The organism is Thalassobellus citreus (assembly GCF_044385915.1).
Classification (GTDB): domain Bacteria; phylum Bacteroidota; class Bacteroidia; order Flavobacteriales; family Flavobacteriaceae; genus Thalassobellus; species Thalassobellus citreus.
In genome coordinates, this window is record NZ_JBISCC010000115.1 from 47,271 (window position 1) to 63,694 (window position 16,424).

Here is a 16,424-nt window from a genome sequence, read left to right on the forward strand (position 1 = left end):
TGCTAGGTAGTTTCCGATAATTAAATGAAAGTACAAGATCAACTCAATAGAACGATTCATTTAAAAGAAACTCCTAAACGCATTATATCTTTAGTGCCGAGTCAAACAGAATTGCTTTGCGATTTAGGTTTAAAATCAAATTTGGTTGGTGTTACTAAGTTTTGTGTGCATCCGCAGGGTATAAAAACAGATGTTACTGTTGTAGGAGGAACAAAGCAAATTGATTTAGAAAAGATCAAGTCTTTATCTCCAGATATTATTCTTTGTAATAAAGAAGAAAATACCAAAGCAATTGTTGAAGCTTGTGAATTAGTTTGTCAGGTACATGTATCTGATATTTTTACCATTGAAGATAGTTCGGAATTAATAAAACAATACGGCGATATTTTTGATAGGCTAAAAGAAGCAGAAGCAATTATAGCTAGAATAAATAAAGAAATTGATGGTTTTAAGCGTTTTATTAAAGATCAACCAATATTAAAAACGGCTTACTTTATTTGGAAGAAACCTTTTATGGTAGCAGGGAGCAATACCTTTATAAACTATTTACTTAAGCTTAATAATTTTGAAAATGCTTATGGAGAAAGCGAGCGTTATCCTGAAATTAATATAAAGAAACACTCTGTTAATAAAACGGTACAAGTTGTTCTGTTATCTAGCGAGCCTTTTCCGTTTAAAGAAAAGCATAAAAAAGTCTTTCAAGAAAATTTTCCTAATGCCCAAATTGTTTTAGCAGATGGCGAAATGTTTTCTTGGTATGGTTCTAGGTTGTTAAAAGCATTTAAGTATTTTAAACAGTTGCGTTTAAATCTTCAGAAAAATCAACCTTGTTAACATATTCAACAAAGTTTGCAATTTTTTGTTTAAATTCTTTCAAGCTAATTAATTTGTTTTCGTTTGGTTTAATTTTTCCAACTTTACAATAATGTGTACTCATATCTTCTTTTTTATATAAAGTACGAGATTTTATAATTTTTGGATGTAAGAAAAAAGTTAAAAAAATGTTAATAAACCTTAAATAGCAATTTTTTGTTGTTCTCTGTAAAGGTATTTTAATCTATTAAGTTTATTGAGAAGCTTAATAGCTTTGTATTCTGAAATATCACTTAAAGCAGAATCTGTTTGTCGGAAATTATAAGCTTGCTCAACGAGTTCTTTATAACGAGCGTTAAGTTTTTCTTGATGGGTTTTTATAATCTCATTTTTATTCATTGTTGACTGAATAACAGGTATTTAATATACGAAATTTATTCAGAAATAAAAAAAAATCCGATAATTTTTTAATTATCGGATTCATTATAATAAAATATTGTAGTCTTTAATCTTGTAAAGCAAATACTTTTTTAAGTAAATCGGTAGTTCTAGAAGATACTTTAGTTCTAATTTCTTTTTCTTCGACAGCAATCATTGTATAAACACCTTTTAATGCTTCTCCAGTAACATAATCTGTTAAATCTGGGTTTACATTATTAGTAAATGGTATGGCGTTGTATTTGTTTATTAGATTACTCCAAATTTCATCGGCACCAACTTTACCAAAAGAATTTTTAATAACAGGATTAAATTTGTCGTATAAAGCTGTTTTAGTTTTAGATGTTAAGTATTGAGTAGCTGCATCATCATTGCCAAGTAAAATATTCTTAGCATCGGCAAACGTAATACCTTTAACAGCATCAATAAATATTGGTGTAGCTTCTTTTACAGCATCTTCAGCGGCTCTATTAAGTACTTTTAAGCCTTCATCTGCTAATTTATTTAAGCCTATATCTCTTAGTGCTTTATCAACTTTTTGTAATTCTTCTGGTAATAAAATTTTAACTAAATCGTTTTTAAAAAAACCATCGGTTTGAGTAAGTTTACTTACTTGTTTGTCTATCCCTAAATCTAAAGCTTGTCTTAAACCAGAAGCAATATCAGCATTACCAATAGTGCCAGTGCCTTGAGGTAATTGATTTATTACTTGTTGAAGTTCTGCACAAGCAGTAAGATTAAAAATTAAAAAAATTGCGAAAAATTTACGAATCATAATGTATTGTGTTTATGTATTAAGCAAAGATATATTCTTATACGAAAAATAAAGTTAAATATGGGCTAAAGTTTTGCTTAAAATAAAGGCACCCAACCAAAGGTGCCTTATAACCAAACCAACCAAAATGAATGTCTCTTCAATTTATATTTTAGAGTTATTCTTTCTTTAATGTTTAGACTCATGAAAAATAAAAAAGTCACACTCATAATTAAATAAAAGGCATAAAAAACAGATTTCGATATTCTTTTTTAATTAAATACTATTTTAGCATAATAATTGTTATCTAGCTATATGTTAGCACGTATTGTGTTTTTACACTAAAAAAAATATACATGTATTTAAAAAAACTAGTTGTTTATTCGTTGTGTTTTTTATGTCCAACTTTTTTCTTTGGACAAATAAAAATTTCTGAGAATATCCAGTATTCACAAATAGCAAATCAAACGAATAATAAACTTTATTTTGTCGATTTTTGGGCAACTTGGTGCGTGCCTTGTGTACATGTGTCTAAATATTTAGAATCTTTACAAGCTCAATATCCAGACGATTTTTACATTGTTTCCTTAAGTCAAGAGAGTTCTAGAGTGGTAAAAAAGTTTATGACAAAGCATGATATTAAACTAGCAGTAGCTATAGATTTTGATGGGCAAACATTCAAAAAAAATAACATTGTTAGTTTGCCGTATGGTATTTTGTATAATGCCGATGGTGATAAATTATGGGAAGGACATCCGGCAGAGCTTAAGTCTTATCAAATAGCTAATTTTTTAAGAAGTAATAATAAAAAGAAGCATGTAGATCATGTGTTTGAAATCGAAACTTATGAGGCTGCAACTATAGAGGAAGCTTATGTGCCAACTAAAAATATTGAGTGTATTGAATTAAAGGAAGGCGGTTTTGAAGAGTTAGTAGTAAATAATAAAACATCGTTTACGGAGTTAAAAGGATCGTTACAAGATATTTTAGCGTATTCACTTAAGGTTTATAAGAATCAGGTGAAGATTCCTCATACTCTAAACAAAACATATCAGATTTACTTAAAGAATAACATTGATACGATTGATATTTTAAAAGCTTTAAATTTAGAACAAATTGAAAAAGAAATAAAGGGAGATGTTTTGGTTTTTGATGTAAAAGCACCAACCTTTTGGGATGATAAACAGATTGATTGGGGAATTGATTCGCCACATTATTTGATTGGAGATTCTGAAATTATGGGAGATAACGTTACTTTTAATCAGATGCAATATAAGTTATCAAACGTATTAGAAATGCCTGTAATTGTTAAAAACAAACCTTTAGATAATACACTTCACGATTGGCAAATACATTATAAATATTTTGATTTGATGGCTTCAATGTTAAGTGATACTTATGGTGTAGATGTAAAAAAAGAAACTACATATTATCCTCAATATGTTATAACAAAAAAGACACCTTAAAAAAGGTGCCTTTTAAACAATTTACTTGCTATAATTAATTTCAGTTAGTCACTTAATTAATTGTTTATTACTCTAAATTCAGTACGTCTATTTTTTTGGTGCTCAGCTTCAGAACATTCAACACCATTATCACAACGGTTTACTAATCTAGTTTCTCCGTATCCTTTAGCAGATAAACGGTTTCTAGAAATTCCTTTAGATACTAAATAGTTAACAACAGAGTTTGCACGTTGTTGAGATAAAGACATGTTAAAATCGTCATTACCTCTAGAATCTGTATGAGACATTAATTCAATGCTTACAGGTTTACTCTTTAATAATGGTAATAAAGTTTCATCAATAATCTTTTTAGAAGCTGGAGTAATTCTAGCACTTCCTAACTCATAAAATATTGGTAAAACATTAGCATTTAATAAACCACAGTCAACTTCTTCCCAAGTAGTAATACCACCTTTTTTAGCTAACACAGTTCTTGTAACAGTTTTGTGTTTTGCAGGAACAGTAACGCTTTTAGTAGTAGCAGGTGTTTCAAGTACACGTTTAGTTATAGTAGCGTATTCAGCAGGAATAGCAACTTCTTTTGTGTGAGCAGGCGTTTTAACAACTCTTTTTGTGTAAACAGTTGGTATTTCGGCAACAGGAATGTTATTTGTGTTAGCGTCTTTTGCTAAAGTTGTAAAGTTAACATCTTTAAATGTTGCAGGATATTCAACAAAACAAGCTGATACACAATCTTCTTTGTTAGGAGAATCACATTCAGCTTCTTTATATTCCCATCCAGAAGTTTTTGGATACATTTCAAAAGTTTTTGAGTCTTTTCCAAAAGTAGCAGGATTGATACTTAAATCTGTTCTACCTTCTTTTTTGATATAAGATACCTCTACAGTTTCATAAACAGCAGGAACATAAATAAATTTCTTTGTAGCTTCTTTTATTAAAACGCGTTCTTCAACAGTTCTGTATGTAGCAGGAACAACTGTTAATTTTGTGTATGCAGGGTATACTTCAATAGTTTCATCTACATCTTTAAATTCATCTTTAGTAATACATTTTACATAACATTTTCCTGGTTCAGGATTGCTAGGTAAATCTTGTGCTTGAGAAAATCCTAGGCCTAATAAAAACGTTAGGCATAATAATAGTTTTGTTTTCATAAAAAATTTAAATTAAGTTATATGGTTGTTTTTTTTCCACTGATTTTGTGACACTCAGAAAAACAATAAGTCACTATTTAATTTATGAAAGCAATTAAAATAAATAAGGGTTTCGCCTTGAAACCCTTATTTATACTAAGAAAATGATAATTTTTTTATTATGAAAAAATAACCGTCTTATTATTAAAAACCATTACTTTTCTATTTGCATGAAGTTTTATGGCATTAGCTAATACAATTTTTTCTAAATCACGTCCTTTAGCAATTAAAGCATCAATTGTATAAGTATGAGATACATGCGCTACATCTTGTTCAATTATAGGGCCTGCATCTAATTCTTCGGTAACATAATGACTTGTAGCTCCAATAATTTTTACACCTCTTTTATAAGCTGAATGATAAGGTTTAGCTCCTACAAAGGCAGGTAAAAAGGAATGATGTATATTAATAATTTTGTTAGGATATTTATTTATTAATTTACCTGATACTATTTGCATATAGCGTGCTAAAACTATAAAATCTATATTATGAGATTCTAATAATTCTAATTGTTTGTCTTCAGCTTCAGCTTTTGTGTCTTTTGTAACAGGAATATGATAAAAAGGAATTTTAAAATTATCAGCAATTGGTTTTAAATCTAAATGATTACTAATAATAAAAGGAATTTCTAAATTTAACTCACCTGAGTTGTAACGTCCTAATAAATCGTATAAACAATGGTCGTATTTAGAAACAAATAAAGCCATTTTGGGTTTCTTTTCAGAAGAATAAATACGCCATTTCATTTCAAACTTATCTGCTAATACTTCTTTAAAAGCTGTTTTAAAGCTGTCTGTTGAAAAATTGTCGTCAATAAATTCACTTTCAAGACGCATGAAGAAAATATTTTGTTCTCTATCAACATGCTGATCTAAGTATATGATGTTTCCTTTTTTTTCAGCAATAAAATTAGTTACAGATGCTACAATGCCAGATAAATCGTTACAGTGAATTAAAATGGTGATTTTGTTCATTACTATAAATTCAAATTAAGGGTTAAAAATACTTTAAAAATTAACAGTAAACAGATTGATCTTATGATTTTAGATAATCTCTTGAAAATGGTTGAATTTTTTGAATAATCCGTAAATTAGCAACGAAATAAATAAGTTTCTTTAAGAATGATACAGGTAACACCATATAAGCCAATTAATAAAGTACGTATTGTAACAGCAGCATCTCTTTTTGATGGACACGATGCATCTATAAATATTATGCGTCGAATTATTCAAGCAACAGGCGTGGAAGTGATTCATTTAGGGCATGATAGAAGTGTTGAAGAAGTTGTAAATACAGCGATTCAAGAAGATGTAAATGCTATTTGTTTAACATCATATCAGGGTGGACACAATGAGTACTTTAAATATATGTATGATTTATTAAAGGAAAAAGGCGCTGACCATATCAAGATTTTTGGTGGAGGAGGTGGAGTTATTTTGCCTTCTGAAATTAAAGCATTGATGGACTATGGTATTACCCGTATTTATTCGCCAGATGATGGACGTGAAATGGGGCTTCAAGGGATGATTAATGATTTGGTAAAACAATCTGATTTTGCTATTGGAGATGTATTAAACGTTGATTTAAAAGAGCTTAAAAATAAAAATCCAAAAGCGATAGCACGAGTTGTTTCTTCTGCTGAAAATTTTCCAGAAGTAGCAAAAGTGGTTTTAGATAAAATTCATACTAAAAATAGTAATTCTAAAACACCAGTTCTAGGAATTACAGGAACAGGAGGAGCAGGTAAGTCGAGTTTAGTTGATGAACTAGTACGTCGTTTTTTAATCGATTTTCCAGAAAAAACAGCAGGAATTATTTCTGTCGATCCTTCAAAACGTAAAACGGGCGGCGCACTTTTAGGCGATCGTATTCGAATGAATGCTATTAATAATTCGCGTGTTTATATGCGAAGTTTAGCAACACGACAGTCTAATTTAGCTTTGTCAAAGCATGTTAATGAAGCGGTTGAGGTATTAAAAGCAGCCGAATATGATTTAATTATTTTAGAAACTTCAGGAATCGGGCAATCTGATACAGAAATTATTGAACATTCTGATGTGTCACTTTATGTCATGACACCTGAGTTTGGTGCTGCTACGCAGTTAGAAAAAATTGATATGCTTGATTTTGCCGATTTGGTAGCTATTAATAAGTTCGATAAACGAGGTTCGTTAGATGCATTGCGAGATGTAAAGAAACAGTACATGCGTAACAATAATCTTTGGGATACGCCTCAAGATGATTTGCCAGTTTTTGGCACCATTGCTTCTCAATTTAACGATCCGGGAATGAATACGCTTTATAAAGCGATTATGAATAAGTTGGTTGAGAAAACGGATGCCGATTTAAAATCTACTTTCCATATTTCAGATGAAATGAGCGAGAAGATTTTCGTTATTCCACCATCTCGAACACGATATTTATCTGAAATTGCTGAAAGTAATCGAGCATATGATAGTAAAGCCAAAGCGCAAGTTGAAGTAGCTCAAAAACTATATGGCATTTATAAAACTATTTGTTCTGTTCTTAATAGTACTTCTACTGAAGTTGAAATATCTTTTCTTGATAAATACGGATTAAATAATGATGAAATATTTAAACAAGCTAAAGTTGATAACCAAGATTTTATAAAACTCCTTATTTCAGAATTCGATCGTGTTAAGCTAAACTTAGATCCTTATAATTGGGAAGTTATCACTGGATGGCACGACAAAGTGAATAAATATAAGCAGCCTGTTTATACTTTTAATGTCCGTGATAAAGAAATAAACATAGAAACACACACAGAGTCGTTATCACATACTCAAATACCAAAAGTAGCTTTGCCAAAATACCAAGCTTGGGGCGATATTTTAAATTGGTGTTTACAAGAAAATGTACCAGGTGAGTTTCCATACACATCTGGTTTGTATCCGTTTAAGCGAACAGGCGAAGATCCTGCAAGAATGTTTGCAGGTGAAGGCGGACCCGAGCGAACCAATAAGCGATTTCATTATGTAAGTGCAGGGTTGCCAGCAAAGCGATTATCTACAGCTTTTGATAGCGTAACGTTATATGGAAGCGATCCAGATTTAAGACCAGACATTTATGGTAAAATTGGAAATGCAGGTGTTTCTATTTGTTGTTTAGATGATGCTAAGAAACTATATTCTGGTTTTAATTTAGCCCATGTTATGACCTCGGTGAGTATGACTATAAATGGTCCTGCTCCTATGTTGTTAGGCTTTTTTATGAATGCAGCCATCGATCAGCAATGTGAAATTTATATTAAAGAACATGGTTTAGAAGCAGAAGTAGAAGCAAAAATTGCTAAAATTTATAAAGGCAAAGAGCGTCCGAAATACAATGGTGAATTACCAGAAGAAAATAATGGTTTGGGGTTGATGCTTCTTGGAGTAACGGGCGATCAAGTTTTGTCAAAAGCTATTTACGAAGACATTAAAATTAAAACAATTACGCAGGTTCGTGGTACCGTTCAAGCCGATATTTTAAAAGAAGATCAAGCACAAAATACTTGTATTTTTTCAACAGAATTTGCGTTGCGTTTAATGGGCGATGTTCAGGAGTATTTTATTGAAAATAATGTGCGTAATTTTTATTCGGTGTCTATTTCTGGCTATCATATTGCTGAAGCAGGCGCAAATCCTATTACACAATTAGCGTTAACATTATCTAACGGATTTACTTATGTGGAGTATTATTTAAGTCGAGGGATGGATATAAATAAGTTTGGTCCAAACTTGTCTTTTTTCTTTTCAAACGGCATCGATCCTGAATATGCTGTTATTGGTCGTGTGGCTCGAAAAATATGGGCAAAAGCTATGAAGCATAAATATGGAGCAAATGCCAGAGCTCAAATGCTTAAATATCATATTCAAACATCGGGACGTAGTTTACACGCACAAGAAATAGATTTTAACGATATTCGTACTTCGCTTCAAGCTTTGTATGCTATATATGACAACTGTAATTCGTTGCATACCAATGCGTACGACGAAGCAATAACAACACCAACAGAAGAATCTGTGCGTCGTGCCATGGCTATTCAACTTATTATAAATAAAGAATTAGGTTTAGCTAAAAATGAAAACCCAATACAAGGTTCGTTTATTATTGAAGAATTAACCGATTTGGTAGAAGAAGCTGTGCTTTTAGAATTTGATAGAATTACCGAGCGTGGTGGTGTTCTTGGTGCTATGGAAACGATGTATCAGCGCTCTAAAATACAAGAAGAGAGCTTGTATTATGAAACGTTAAAGCATAATGGTAAGTTTCCAATAATTGGTGTGAATACCTTTTTAAGCAGCAAGGGATCTCCAACAGTTATTCCTGCTGAAGTTATTAGAGCAACAGAAGAAGAAAAGCAATTTCAAATTAAGACTTTAGATAATCTTCATAAAGCAAATGACACGGATTCATTGTTAAAAGAGCTTCAGCATAAAGCCATTAATAACGAAAATATTTTTGAAGCCTTAATGGAAGTTTGTAAAGTATGTTCTTTAGGTGAAATAACTTCTGCATTGTTTGAAGTAGGTGGGCAGTATAGACGAAATATGTAAGCAGAGAACCACTTTTTCTATTTCAGAAAAAGTGAGTGAATCGCTTATCCCGAGCTAGTATCGGGATCTATAAATAAAAGATGAAAGAACCACTTTTTCTATTTCAGAAAAGTTAGTGAATCGCTTATCCAGAGCTAGTATCGGGATCTTTAAGACTAGTTTTTTTGTTATAGTTTTTAACCTTGAAGAAATTTGTTTCCTTTTATTACGCAACCATTTTTAAATTCCACATCTAACAATTAGAATTTAATTTTAAAAAGATGAAGAAATATTTACTGCTATTATTTGTCACGGTTTTCTTTTCATGTTCGGATGATTTAAATAAAGAAGTTTATAGATATGAATTTTACGAAAATAGTGACTTGTCTGTTGTTGAAGTTGAGTGGACTTATTTGAAATCTGGAGTAATATCTGATGGGAATAAAGTAGTTTTTGAATACACTTATGTCGCAGCAGATGATGAGCAAATTGCAGATGATGAATATTCGGAATCTATATTTTTTGAAATAGATTCGAGTTTAGATAGTTTTTATTTTGAAGGAGACGATATGTTAAATGCTAAAACAACTTTAAGTAAATATTGTTTTTGTCATTTCCAAGACGAAGAAAAAAATGTAGTCTCTGTCGGTTTTATATCAGGTGAAAAAATAAGTGATAATAGATGGAACATAAATTTTGATGTTACATTCTATGGGGATGAGAATAGAAAATTTGAAAAAGTATTTGTTTTAAAACAAAGAAACTAAAGCGTCATCATCCAACTACGTTGTAACTGCTTAAACTTTTTTAATTCACTACGCAGAATTGGTAAAAAATCTTTGCCATTACTATTAGATTTTTCTAATCTATACGAGTTTTTATATAACATATTTGTTAAACGCTTAAGCGCAGCAATATGCTTGTGTTTCCTTTCTGAAAAACGTTCTAATTCGGCATTTTCAATTTCTGGAGCTAATGATACAGATTGCTGTATAATATCTCCTGAAAAATAAATATTAGTATCTTCTGAACCATCTTCTTTTAGCTCAGACAAATCATGATTTAGGTACAAAGAAATATTTTGCGATAGAGCAAAAATTTCTTGAGCTTTCCTATAAATCGGTAATTCCGATAGGTTTAGTGGGGTATTAGGTAACATTTTAATTTTTCTTAGCGTTTTTATCAAAATTAGGCACTAGATTTGATATACGTCTTTAGAATTTAAAGTAAAGTTGTATATTTACTTTAATTATTAATTTTTTATAGTTAAATTTCTTTTAAATGAATTTAGATGCGCTTAATTGGAAGATTTTAAGGTGTTTACAGCAAAACGCAAGACAATCTAACGCCGAAATAGGACGACAAGTAGGAATTAGTTCGCCTGCTGTATCTGAACGGATAAAAAAGATGGAAGATGCAGGAATTATATTAGGATATAAAACAATCGTATCTCCATTAGATATGGGATATCAATTAAAAGCAATTATTACAATACGTGCTTTTATTGGGAAATTAAAACCTTTTTTAGAAAAAGTAAAAACCTATGACGAAGTTTTAAATTGCTATAGAATAACAGGAAACGAAAACATTGTTATGGAGGTAGTTTTAAGAAACCAAAAACACTTAGAATCGTTTATAGATCAACTTATTATTTATGGTGAAACTAAAACACAAATTGTATTATCTCATGTAATACGTTACAAAGAATTAAAACCTTCAAAATAAATGAGTGTTTACTAATTAAATTCGCCAAGGCGGATTTTTTCTATCTTTCCCAGCATAATATAAAATAATTTGATTCCCATCTAAATCTTCTAAACGGGCTTCTCTCCAAAGCCATGTTGTGTCTTCAGGTAATTGTTTAAAAACGATGCCTTTTTCTTGAAGATTTGAGACTAATGTGTCTAAATTATCATCTTCAAAATAAATAGAAATACCATTTTCTTCAGGTAATTTATCTACTTTATGAATTGAAAAAGTACTATTTCCGTCAGGGCATTCAAACCTTACATATCTTGGAATCGCATCTACAATAAGATGCAATCCCAAAATTTTGTAAAACTCAGTAGCTTTTTCAACATCTAATGATGGTATGGTTATTTGATTTAAATCCATAAAATTTCTTTTTCTTCGTCTATTTGTTTCTTCTTTTTTCTATTCAAATAAAGTCTTAGGATAAACAATAAAAAAATACAAAGTGCGGCAAGTAATGTTACAATATACCAAGTGTTATTAAAACCAAGTTTATCTGCCATTTGCATACCAGCATTATGACCAAATATATGAGCAACAGAAAAAGCTATAGAATATAATGCCATATATTCACCTTGGTTTCCTTTTTTTGCGCGATCCATGGCAAATGCGTTTGAAAACGGAAAAGCAATCATTTCTCCAAAAGTCATTAACAGCATACCTATAATTAGAATACCTGTCCACGATGTGAAATTTAGAATAATAAAACTCAATCCTGTAAGTATCGCACCAAAAAGCATTAAGCCCGATTTGGTAAAAGTGGTATTTTCAAGCCATTTTATTAAAGGCATTTCTAGAGCAAAAATGATAAATCCATTCATACCTAAAAGAATACCAATATTTAATTCGGTTAAATGATGAACATCTTTGTAATAGAGAGGCATAGTTGAAAAATATTGCAAGAATACGACCCCAAAAAGCATCATAGCAAATAGAAATATTATAAAGGCCTTATCATGATAAGCCGATTTTGGATTTTTATTTATAACATCATCTAACGTTTTTGTTTTTTTCGGATTCAAAACATTAATTAAAACAAAGGTTGCTAAAATACAGGTAATGCCGTCTACCCAAAACAATCCGCCATAGCTTAGTGAGGTAATAATAATACCGCCAATAGCAGGTCCTGCCGAAAACCCAAGGTTTATAGCAAGCCTAATTAAGGTAACAGATCGTGTTTTGTTTTCGGGTTTACTATAAGCGCTTAATGCCACAAACATAGCGGGTCTAAACATATCTGCTACCAGCATCACTAAAAAAATACCTAAGCAAAATGATACAAAAGTTGTTAAGAATTGTAAACCAATAAATAAGAGCCCTGTAGTAATTAAACTAAAAGTCATAACTTTATAAAAACCAATTTTATCGGTTAACCTTCCGCCTAACCATGAACCAATTACAGAACCTACACCAAAGGCACTCATAATCCAGCCAACATCGCTTAAAGTAAAGTGTAAGCTCTTTGTTAAGTAAAGCGATAGAAATGGAATGACCATAGTACCGGCTCTATTAATAAGTGTTATTAATGCTAGCCACCAGACTTCTTGTGATAGGCCTTTAAAAGTGTTTAAGTAATTGTTGTAAAGTGTTTTCATTAGTTCTGATTGTTCAAGTTTCTTTTTTCAATTTTTGAATTTTAATTATTAGTCGATTTTAGAGCAAAAAAAAAGTCCGACTGTGAAGTCGGACTTTTTAAAATACTGTAATATTATATAAACATATCACCACAATATAGAACAAGCCCGACCTTCTCTCATTAAATAAGAGGTCCATTGTTTTCTACAAATTGTGACGTTAAGACGCATTTTTATTTTTTTATTAGACTACAAACTTATATAAAATAATTGGAAATTGTACTTTTGAAATGAAAATTTTTTAAAAATTAAACATTCATAACTATGTTTTTAGTAACGTATAAGGATGGATATGTGGGTGTTAGATAAAGTAATTACTTAACAATAGATAGAAATACATGAAGCATTTATTAATATTACTATTTTTAGTTACAGAGTTAAGTTGTGCACAAGATAAGAAGCCTATAAAAGGTGAAACCGAATTTCAAAAAGAGCTTAATGCCGAATATAAAGATGTTACAACATCGCCTTTAAAAGAAAAGGATAGAAAGGTTTTTGAAGGGTTAGAGTTTTTTAAATTCGATTCTACTTATGTTGTAAAAGCTAAATTAGAAAGAACACCCAATTCAAAGTGGTTTAGTATGAAAACCACAACTAGTAGAGTATCTAAAGAGCGTGTTTATGGTATTTTATATTTTGAATTAAAAGGAGAACAATTTCAATTAAATATATATCAAGGTGAAGATTTAATGGAAAAAGAAGGTTATGAAGATTATTTGTTTTTACCATTTATTGATGAAACTAACGGGGTAGAAAGTTATGGTGGCGGACGTTATATTGATGCTAGAATTCCTGAAGGAGATACTTTGGTAATTGATTTTAATAAAGCATACAACCCGTATTGTGCTTATAACGATAAATATTCTTGCCCAATAGTGCCTAGAGTTAATTATATAAAAACAAGGGTAGAAGCAGGAGTAAAATCTTTTGGGAAATATTAGAGTTTTTTTGTATTGATTTTTATTATTAAGGTATGATGAATATCAGCTTTTAAACGAAAAATAAAAAATAGATTTGTTTTAGTTTAAAAAGTATTTATTATGAGTAAGATAAGAGCATGTATTGTTTGTAAAAAAACATCATTAGAAACAGCAGTAACCAAATTTTATCATAAGGAAAGCGAGTTTTATATCTGTTCGCAGCACATTCCTGTTTTAATTCATAAACCAGAAGAATTGGTAGGTTTATTGGATGGAGCAGATGAATTATTGGGAGCTTAAAAGTATTTCACATTTAAAACTTAAATCAATGAAAAAAAAATACTTATTTCTCATGTTTGTTTTTACTTTATCATTTATGGGGAGTGCACAAATTTATGAAGATGATTTTGAATCCTATATTTCAGGTGACTTAGGGCTTCAAAACCCTACTTTGTGGTCTACATGGTTAGGTATACCAGATAATAATCAAAGCATAATAGTTGTTAATGATATTGCAATAGGAAATCAGTCTGGATATATCGGACCTGGAGATATTACAGATGCTATGCTTCTATTGGGGAATCGAACTTCTGGGACTTACCATTTAGTTTTTGATATGTATATCTCAAGTGGTAGTACTGCCTATTTTAATGTGCAAGGTGAAACAGAAGACCCTGGAACTGGTTACCAAGGAGCAGGTTTTACCAATGGAGTCATTGGAATATTTAACGCAGGTGAAATTTTCTTCAACCAAGATGGAGTAGCTCCTGGTGTTGTAGTTAATAGTGATGTAGATGGAGGTGTGCTAGGGACGTCTACTTATCCTGAGGATACCTGGTTTCCCGTTGTATTCTATTTTGATCTAGATGTTTTGACTTATGTTTTGACTATTAATGGTACAGATTTAAATAGTACTCCTATTCCATTTCAATTTGACGCTACTTTAGGAGCTATTGACTTTTTCTCTGTTGGTGATAATAATAATTATTGGATAGACAATATTGTTTTTGACTCAGGACCATTATTAAGTGCAGATGAACTAACTACTAACAATATCAGCGTGTATCCTAATCCAGTTAGAGATGTATTGAATATTCGCTCAGCTATTTCTGTAGATAAAATAGCAGTATATGACTTATTAGGGAAATTAGTTTTTTCTACTACTCCTAAAACTATTTCTCCAAATATTGACATGAGTTCTTTGTGCTCAGGTATGTACTTGGTTAAGATAATAATTGGTGATACTTCTAAAACTGTTAAAATAATCAAGTCATTATAAAATCTTGCTATATATTGTAGCTGGAGAAGTTTTTCAATATTGGGTATAACAACTTAATTTGAAATCGTTTTAACATTTTATATCTAATAACAAGCTAAGTTGGTTAATATTTCTTATAAATAGAAGGCTTTACTTCGCTAAATACATTCCTAAAAATACCGCTAAAAAACCAATAATAAAACTAGCAATTGTGTAAATAGCAAAACTTGTAAAATCGCCCGATTTTAAAAACACATGGTTTTCATAAGCGAAAGACGAAAACGTGGTGAAGCCACCACAAAAACCTGTTGCCAAAAATAAGGTTTGACTCTCTGAAAGCGTATTGTTTTTTGCAGCATAGCCTAGTATAAAACCAATAAATAAACTACCTAGTATATTGGCAAAAAAGGTGCCATAAGGAATACCGTTTTCTGGGTTATTTAAAATTTTTTCGGTTAGGTATCTAAGTGCACTACCAAATCCACCTCCTAAAAAAACGAGTAATAGTTGTTTCATTTAAATTTTTAGTCTTTTAAAGGAATATAAATTTCGGTTAACCAATTAGCTGGATTTGGAAAGTTTCCAGGATCGTTTGTATAAATTTCAAAAGGTTTTAAGTTAGATTGTATTAAGCTATCTTTAGCAATATGAAGCATTGTCGTTTTCCATGCTTCAGGTAGGTTGGAGTAATTTCCTTTTAAAGTCGTTTTAAGTACTCTTGTTTTAGGAATGTATCCGCAGAGTATATCATTGCTTTCAGTAAGGTTTGTGAAATTAATTTTATTCATTACAGGAATGGCATTACTCATAATTATATTTCCGTTTTCAGGATTCATTTCATTATATATTGTAAAAGGCATGCCATTAGAAGTTATATTGTTTTGAGACATATAGTTCATGATGTCTCCATATTGCTTACCCATAATTTTACTAATATTAGCACCTGTTGCAGAGGTTGTTTTGTATAGAAAAAATCCACCACCATATTCGGTAATACCATCTATTTTAATATCATAAACTTTCATGCTATTAACAACAATACTATCTAATTTTTCCAATCCACGTTCAAAATCAGGCCCAACTTGTTCTTCCATGCTTCCCATAAATGCTGTATATGCTTTGAAGCCAAAAGGTAAATTTTCACCACTTAAATTCCACGTAACAGTCGTTGAACCATCAGTATTGGGAGCGAAATCCCATGCTATTTCAGAAGCAGGGAATTCTCCAAATTGCATGCTTTGTTTTATGGCTTTGTTAGTAGTTGCATCAGTAATCGTCATCGTGCCAGCACCGTCTTTATCGATCCAGTTATAGCTGCCGTTCACACCCTTCGTTTGCTCACCAAGAGTAATTACGGTACTAGGCTCTTTTTCAACCCAAGGGGACCATGCTTCCCAGTTTTTTAAATCAATAACATTATTATACAAAACAGAAACAGGTGCTTTTATAGTTCGCGTTCTTGTAATTTTAAAAGAGTTAGGTTGTACAGCAATAAAGAAAGAAGCTCCTATTATGGCAATAAGTAATAGAAAAGAGAGGTACTTAAAAGCTTTCATTAGTTTTATTTTGAGAGAATTATAATAATCAAATATAGCGATTTTTAATATTGATTATTAGATGATTATGTTTGATTCTTTAAAAATAATAATTTTTTAACA

The 16,424-nt window shown here is 30.8% G+C and carries 17 protein-coding genes; 8 read left to right on the plus strand and 9 right to left on the minus strand.

Translation table 11 applies throughout. From position 1 onward, the window contains the following. Positions 1-24 precede the first annotated feature (24 nt). Positions 25-834 (plus strand): ABC transporter substrate-binding protein, encoded by an 810-nt coding sequence (locus ACH5TX_RS03455; RefSeq protein WP_439338149.1) that lies wholly within the window; start codon positions 25-27, stop codon positions 832-834. Between the two features lie 180 nt (positions 835-1,014). On the opposite strand, the gene ACH5TX_RS03460 is transcribed toward ACH5TX_RS03455, so the two are convergent. Beyond that, complete coding sequence (locus ACH5TX_RS03460) at positions 1,015-1,212, minus strand: Lacal_2735 family protein (RefSeq protein WP_439335143.1); 198 nt, start codon at positions 1,210-1,212, stop codon at positions 1,015-1,017. 106 nt (positions 1,213-1,318) lie between these two features. Further along, entirely contained in the window at positions 1,319-2,026 is a 708-nt protein-coding gene (locus tag ACH5TX_RS03465) for a DUF4197 domain-containing protein (protein ID WP_439338150.1), read from the minus strand. 335 nt (positions 2,027-2,361) lie between these two features. On the opposite strand from ACH5TX_RS03465, the gene ACH5TX_RS03470 reads away from it, so the two are divergent. Continuing rightward, positions 2,362-3,471, plus strand: a complete 1,110-nt coding sequence (locus ACH5TX_RS03470) for a redoxin family protein (protein WP_439338151.1) — start codon at positions 2,362-2,364, stop codon at positions 3,469-3,471. Between the two features lie 56 nt (positions 3,472-3,527). Here the strand turns inward: ACH5TX_RS03470 and ACH5TX_RS03475 are convergent, their stop codons facing one another. Both ACH5TX_RS03475 and purU read right to left on the minus strand, forming a co-directional pair. Continuing rightward, positions 3,528-4,625, minus strand: a complete 1,098-nt coding sequence (locus ACH5TX_RS03475; RefSeq protein ID WP_439335140.1) for an OmpA family protein — start codon at positions 4,623-4,625, stop codon at positions 3,528-3,530. A gap of 158 nt (positions 4,626-4,783) precedes the next feature. Beyond that, positions 4,784-5,638 carry a formyltetrahydrofolate deformylase gene (gene purU / locus ACH5TX_RS03480; protein WP_439338152.1) on the minus strand — a complete coding sequence of 285 codons (855 nt, stop codon included), beginning with the start codon at positions 5,636-5,638 and terminating at the stop codon, positions 4,784-4,786. Positions 5,639-5,785: 147 nt separating this feature from the next. On the opposite strand from purU, the gene ACH5TX_RS03485 reads away from it, so the two are divergent. Both ACH5TX_RS03485 and ACH5TX_RS03490 read left to right on the plus strand, forming a co-directional pair. Beyond that, the gene (locus tag ACH5TX_RS03485) at positions 5,786-9,223 is read left to right on the plus strand and encodes a methylmalonyl-CoA mutase family protein (RefSeq protein WP_439338153.1); all 3,438 of its coding nucleotides are present in this window, start codon (positions 5,786-5,788) and stop codon (positions 9,221-9,223) included. A gap of 260 nt (positions 9,224-9,483) precedes the next feature. Next, on the plus strand, positions 9,484-9,969 hold the full coding sequence (locus ACH5TX_RS03490; protein WP_439338154.1) for a hypothetical protein: 486 nt from the start codon (positions 9,484-9,486) through the stop codon (positions 9,967-9,969). Here the strand turns inward: ACH5TX_RS03490 and ACH5TX_RS03495 are convergent. Further along, a complete protein-coding gene (locus tag ACH5TX_RS03495; protein ID WP_439338155.1) occupies positions 9,966-10,361 on the minus strand; it encodes a hypothetical protein in 396 nt (131 codons plus the stop codon). The two genes, ACH5TX_RS03490 and ACH5TX_RS03495, sit on opposite strands and share 4 nt — an antisense overlap. A 122-nt stretch (positions 10,362-10,483) precedes the next feature. Here ACH5TX_RS03495 and ACH5TX_RS03500 point away from each other — a divergent pair, with 122 nt between their 5' ends. Continuing rightward, positions 10,484-10,927 (plus strand): Lrp/AsnC family transcriptional regulator, encoded by a 444-nt coding sequence (locus ACH5TX_RS03500; protein ID WP_439338156.1) that lies wholly within the window; start codon positions 10,484-10,486, stop codon positions 10,925-10,927. A gap of 15 nt (positions 10,928-10,942) precedes the next feature. On the opposite strand, the gene ACH5TX_RS03505 is transcribed toward ACH5TX_RS03500, so the two are convergent. Both ACH5TX_RS03505 and ACH5TX_RS03510 read right to left on the minus strand, forming a co-directional pair. Next, the gene (locus ACH5TX_RS03505; RefSeq protein WP_439338157.1) at positions 10,943-11,317 is read right to left on the minus strand and encodes a VOC family protein; all 375 of its coding nucleotides are present in this window, start codon (positions 11,315-11,317) and stop codon (positions 10,943-10,945) included. Beyond that, positions 11,308-12,549: an MDR family MFS transporter gene (locus ACH5TX_RS03510; RefSeq protein ID WP_439338158.1), complete on the minus strand. Its 1,242-nt coding sequence runs from the start codon at positions 12,547-12,549 to the stop codon at positions 11,308-11,310. The genes ACH5TX_RS03505 and ACH5TX_RS03510 overlap by 10 nt, the downstream gene beginning before the upstream one ends. A 377-nt stretch (positions 12,550-12,926) precedes the next feature. On the opposite strand from ACH5TX_RS03510, the gene ACH5TX_RS03515 reads away from it, so the two are divergent. From ACH5TX_RS03515 to ACH5TX_RS03525, 3 genes are all read left to right on the plus strand, one after another. Continuing rightward, positions 12,927-13,529 (plus strand): DUF1684 domain-containing protein, encoded by a 603-nt coding sequence (locus tag ACH5TX_RS03515; RefSeq protein ID WP_439338159.1) that lies wholly within the window; start codon positions 12,927-12,929, stop codon positions 13,527-13,529. 99 nt (positions 13,530-13,628) lie between these two features. Then, positions 13,629-13,808 carry a hypothetical protein gene (locus ACH5TX_RS03520; protein WP_439338160.1) on the plus strand — a complete coding sequence of 60 codons (180 nt, stop codon included), beginning with the start codon at positions 13,629-13,631 and terminating at the stop codon, positions 13,806-13,808. 28 nt (positions 13,809-13,836) lie between these two features. Continuing rightward, positions 13,837-14,787: a T9SS type A sorting domain-containing protein gene (locus tag ACH5TX_RS03525; RefSeq protein ID WP_439338161.1), complete on the plus strand. Its 951-nt coding sequence runs from the start codon at positions 13,837-13,839 to the stop codon at positions 14,785-14,787. A 129-nt stretch (positions 14,788-14,916) separates the two neighbouring features. Here the strand turns inward: ACH5TX_RS03525 and crcB are convergent, their stop codons facing one another. After that, positions 14,917-15,282, minus strand: a complete 366-nt coding sequence (crcB, locus tag ACH5TX_RS03530; RefSeq protein WP_439338162.1) for a fluoride efflux transporter CrcB — start codon at positions 15,280-15,282, stop codon at positions 14,917-14,919. Positions 15,283-15,290: 8 nt separating this feature from the next. Continuing rightward, positions 15,291-16,322, minus strand: coding sequence for an SRPBCC family protein (locus ACH5TX_RS03535; RefSeq protein ID WP_439338163.1), 1,032 nt, complete (start codon positions 16,320-16,322; stop codon positions 15,291-15,293). Between the last annotated feature and the right edge of the window lie 102 nt (positions 16,323-16,424).

Coding starts and splice junctions, on each gene's coding strand:
- purU (WP_439338152.1), bottom strand. CDS start 5,638: ATGAACAAAATCACCATTTTAATTCACTGTAACGATTTATCTGGCATT.
- ACH5TX_RS03520 (WP_439338160.1), top strand. CDS start 13,629: ATGAGTAAGATAAGAGCATGTATTGTTTGTAAAAAAACATCATTAGAA.
- ACH5TX_RS03500 (WP_439338156.1), top strand. CDS start 10,484: ATGAATTTAGATGCGCTTAATTGGAAGATTTTAAGGTGTTTACAGCAA.
- crcB (WP_439338162.1), bottom strand. CDS start 15,282: ATGAAACAACTATTACTCGTTTTTTTAGGAGGTGGATTTGGTAGTGCA.
- ACH5TX_RS03495 (WP_439338155.1), bottom strand. CDS start 10,361: ATGTTACCTAATACCCCACTAAACCTATCGGAATTACCGATTTATAGG.
- ACH5TX_RS03465 (WP_439338150.1), bottom strand. CDS start 2,026: ATGATTCGTAAATTTTTCGCAATTTTTTTAATTTTTAATCTTACTGCT.
- ACH5TX_RS03485 (WP_439338153.1), top strand. CDS start 5,786: ATGATACAGGTAACACCATATAAGCCAATTAATAAAGTACGTATTGTA.
- ACH5TX_RS03535 (WP_439338163.1), bottom strand. CDS start 16,322: ATGAAAGCTTTTAAGTACCTCTCTTTTCTATTACTTATTGCCATAATA.
- ACH5TX_RS03455 (WP_439338149.1), top strand. CDS start 25: ATGAAAGTACAAGATCAACTCAATAGAACGATTCATTTAAAAGAAACT.
- ACH5TX_RS03505 (WP_439338157.1), bottom strand. CDS start 11,317: ATGGATTTAAATCAAATAACCATACCATCATTAGATGTTGAAAAAGCT.
- ACH5TX_RS03470 (WP_439338151.1), top strand. CDS start 2,362: ATGTATTTAAAAAAACTAGTTGTTTATTCGTTGTGTTTTTTATGTCCA.
- ACH5TX_RS03525 (WP_439338161.1), top strand. CDS start 13,837: ATGAAAAAAAAATACTTATTTCTCATGTTTGTTTTTACTTTATCATTT.
- ACH5TX_RS03510 (WP_439338158.1), bottom strand. CDS start 12,549: ATGAAAACACTTTACAACAATTACTTAAACACTTTTAAAGGCCTATCA.
- ACH5TX_RS03490 (WP_439338154.1), top strand. CDS start 9,484: ATGAAGAAATATTTACTGCTATTATTTGTCACGGTTTTCTTTTCATGT.
- ACH5TX_RS03460 (WP_439335143.1), bottom strand. CDS start 1,212: ATGAATAAAAATGAGATTATAAAAACCCATCAAGAAAAACTTAACGCT.
- ACH5TX_RS03475 (WP_439335140.1), bottom strand. CDS start 4,625: ATGAAAACAAAACTATTATTATGCCTAACGTTTTTATTAGGCCTAGGA.
- ACH5TX_RS03515 (WP_439338159.1), top strand. CDS start 12,927: ATGAAGCATTTATTAATATTACTATTTTTAGTTACAGAGTTAAGTTGT.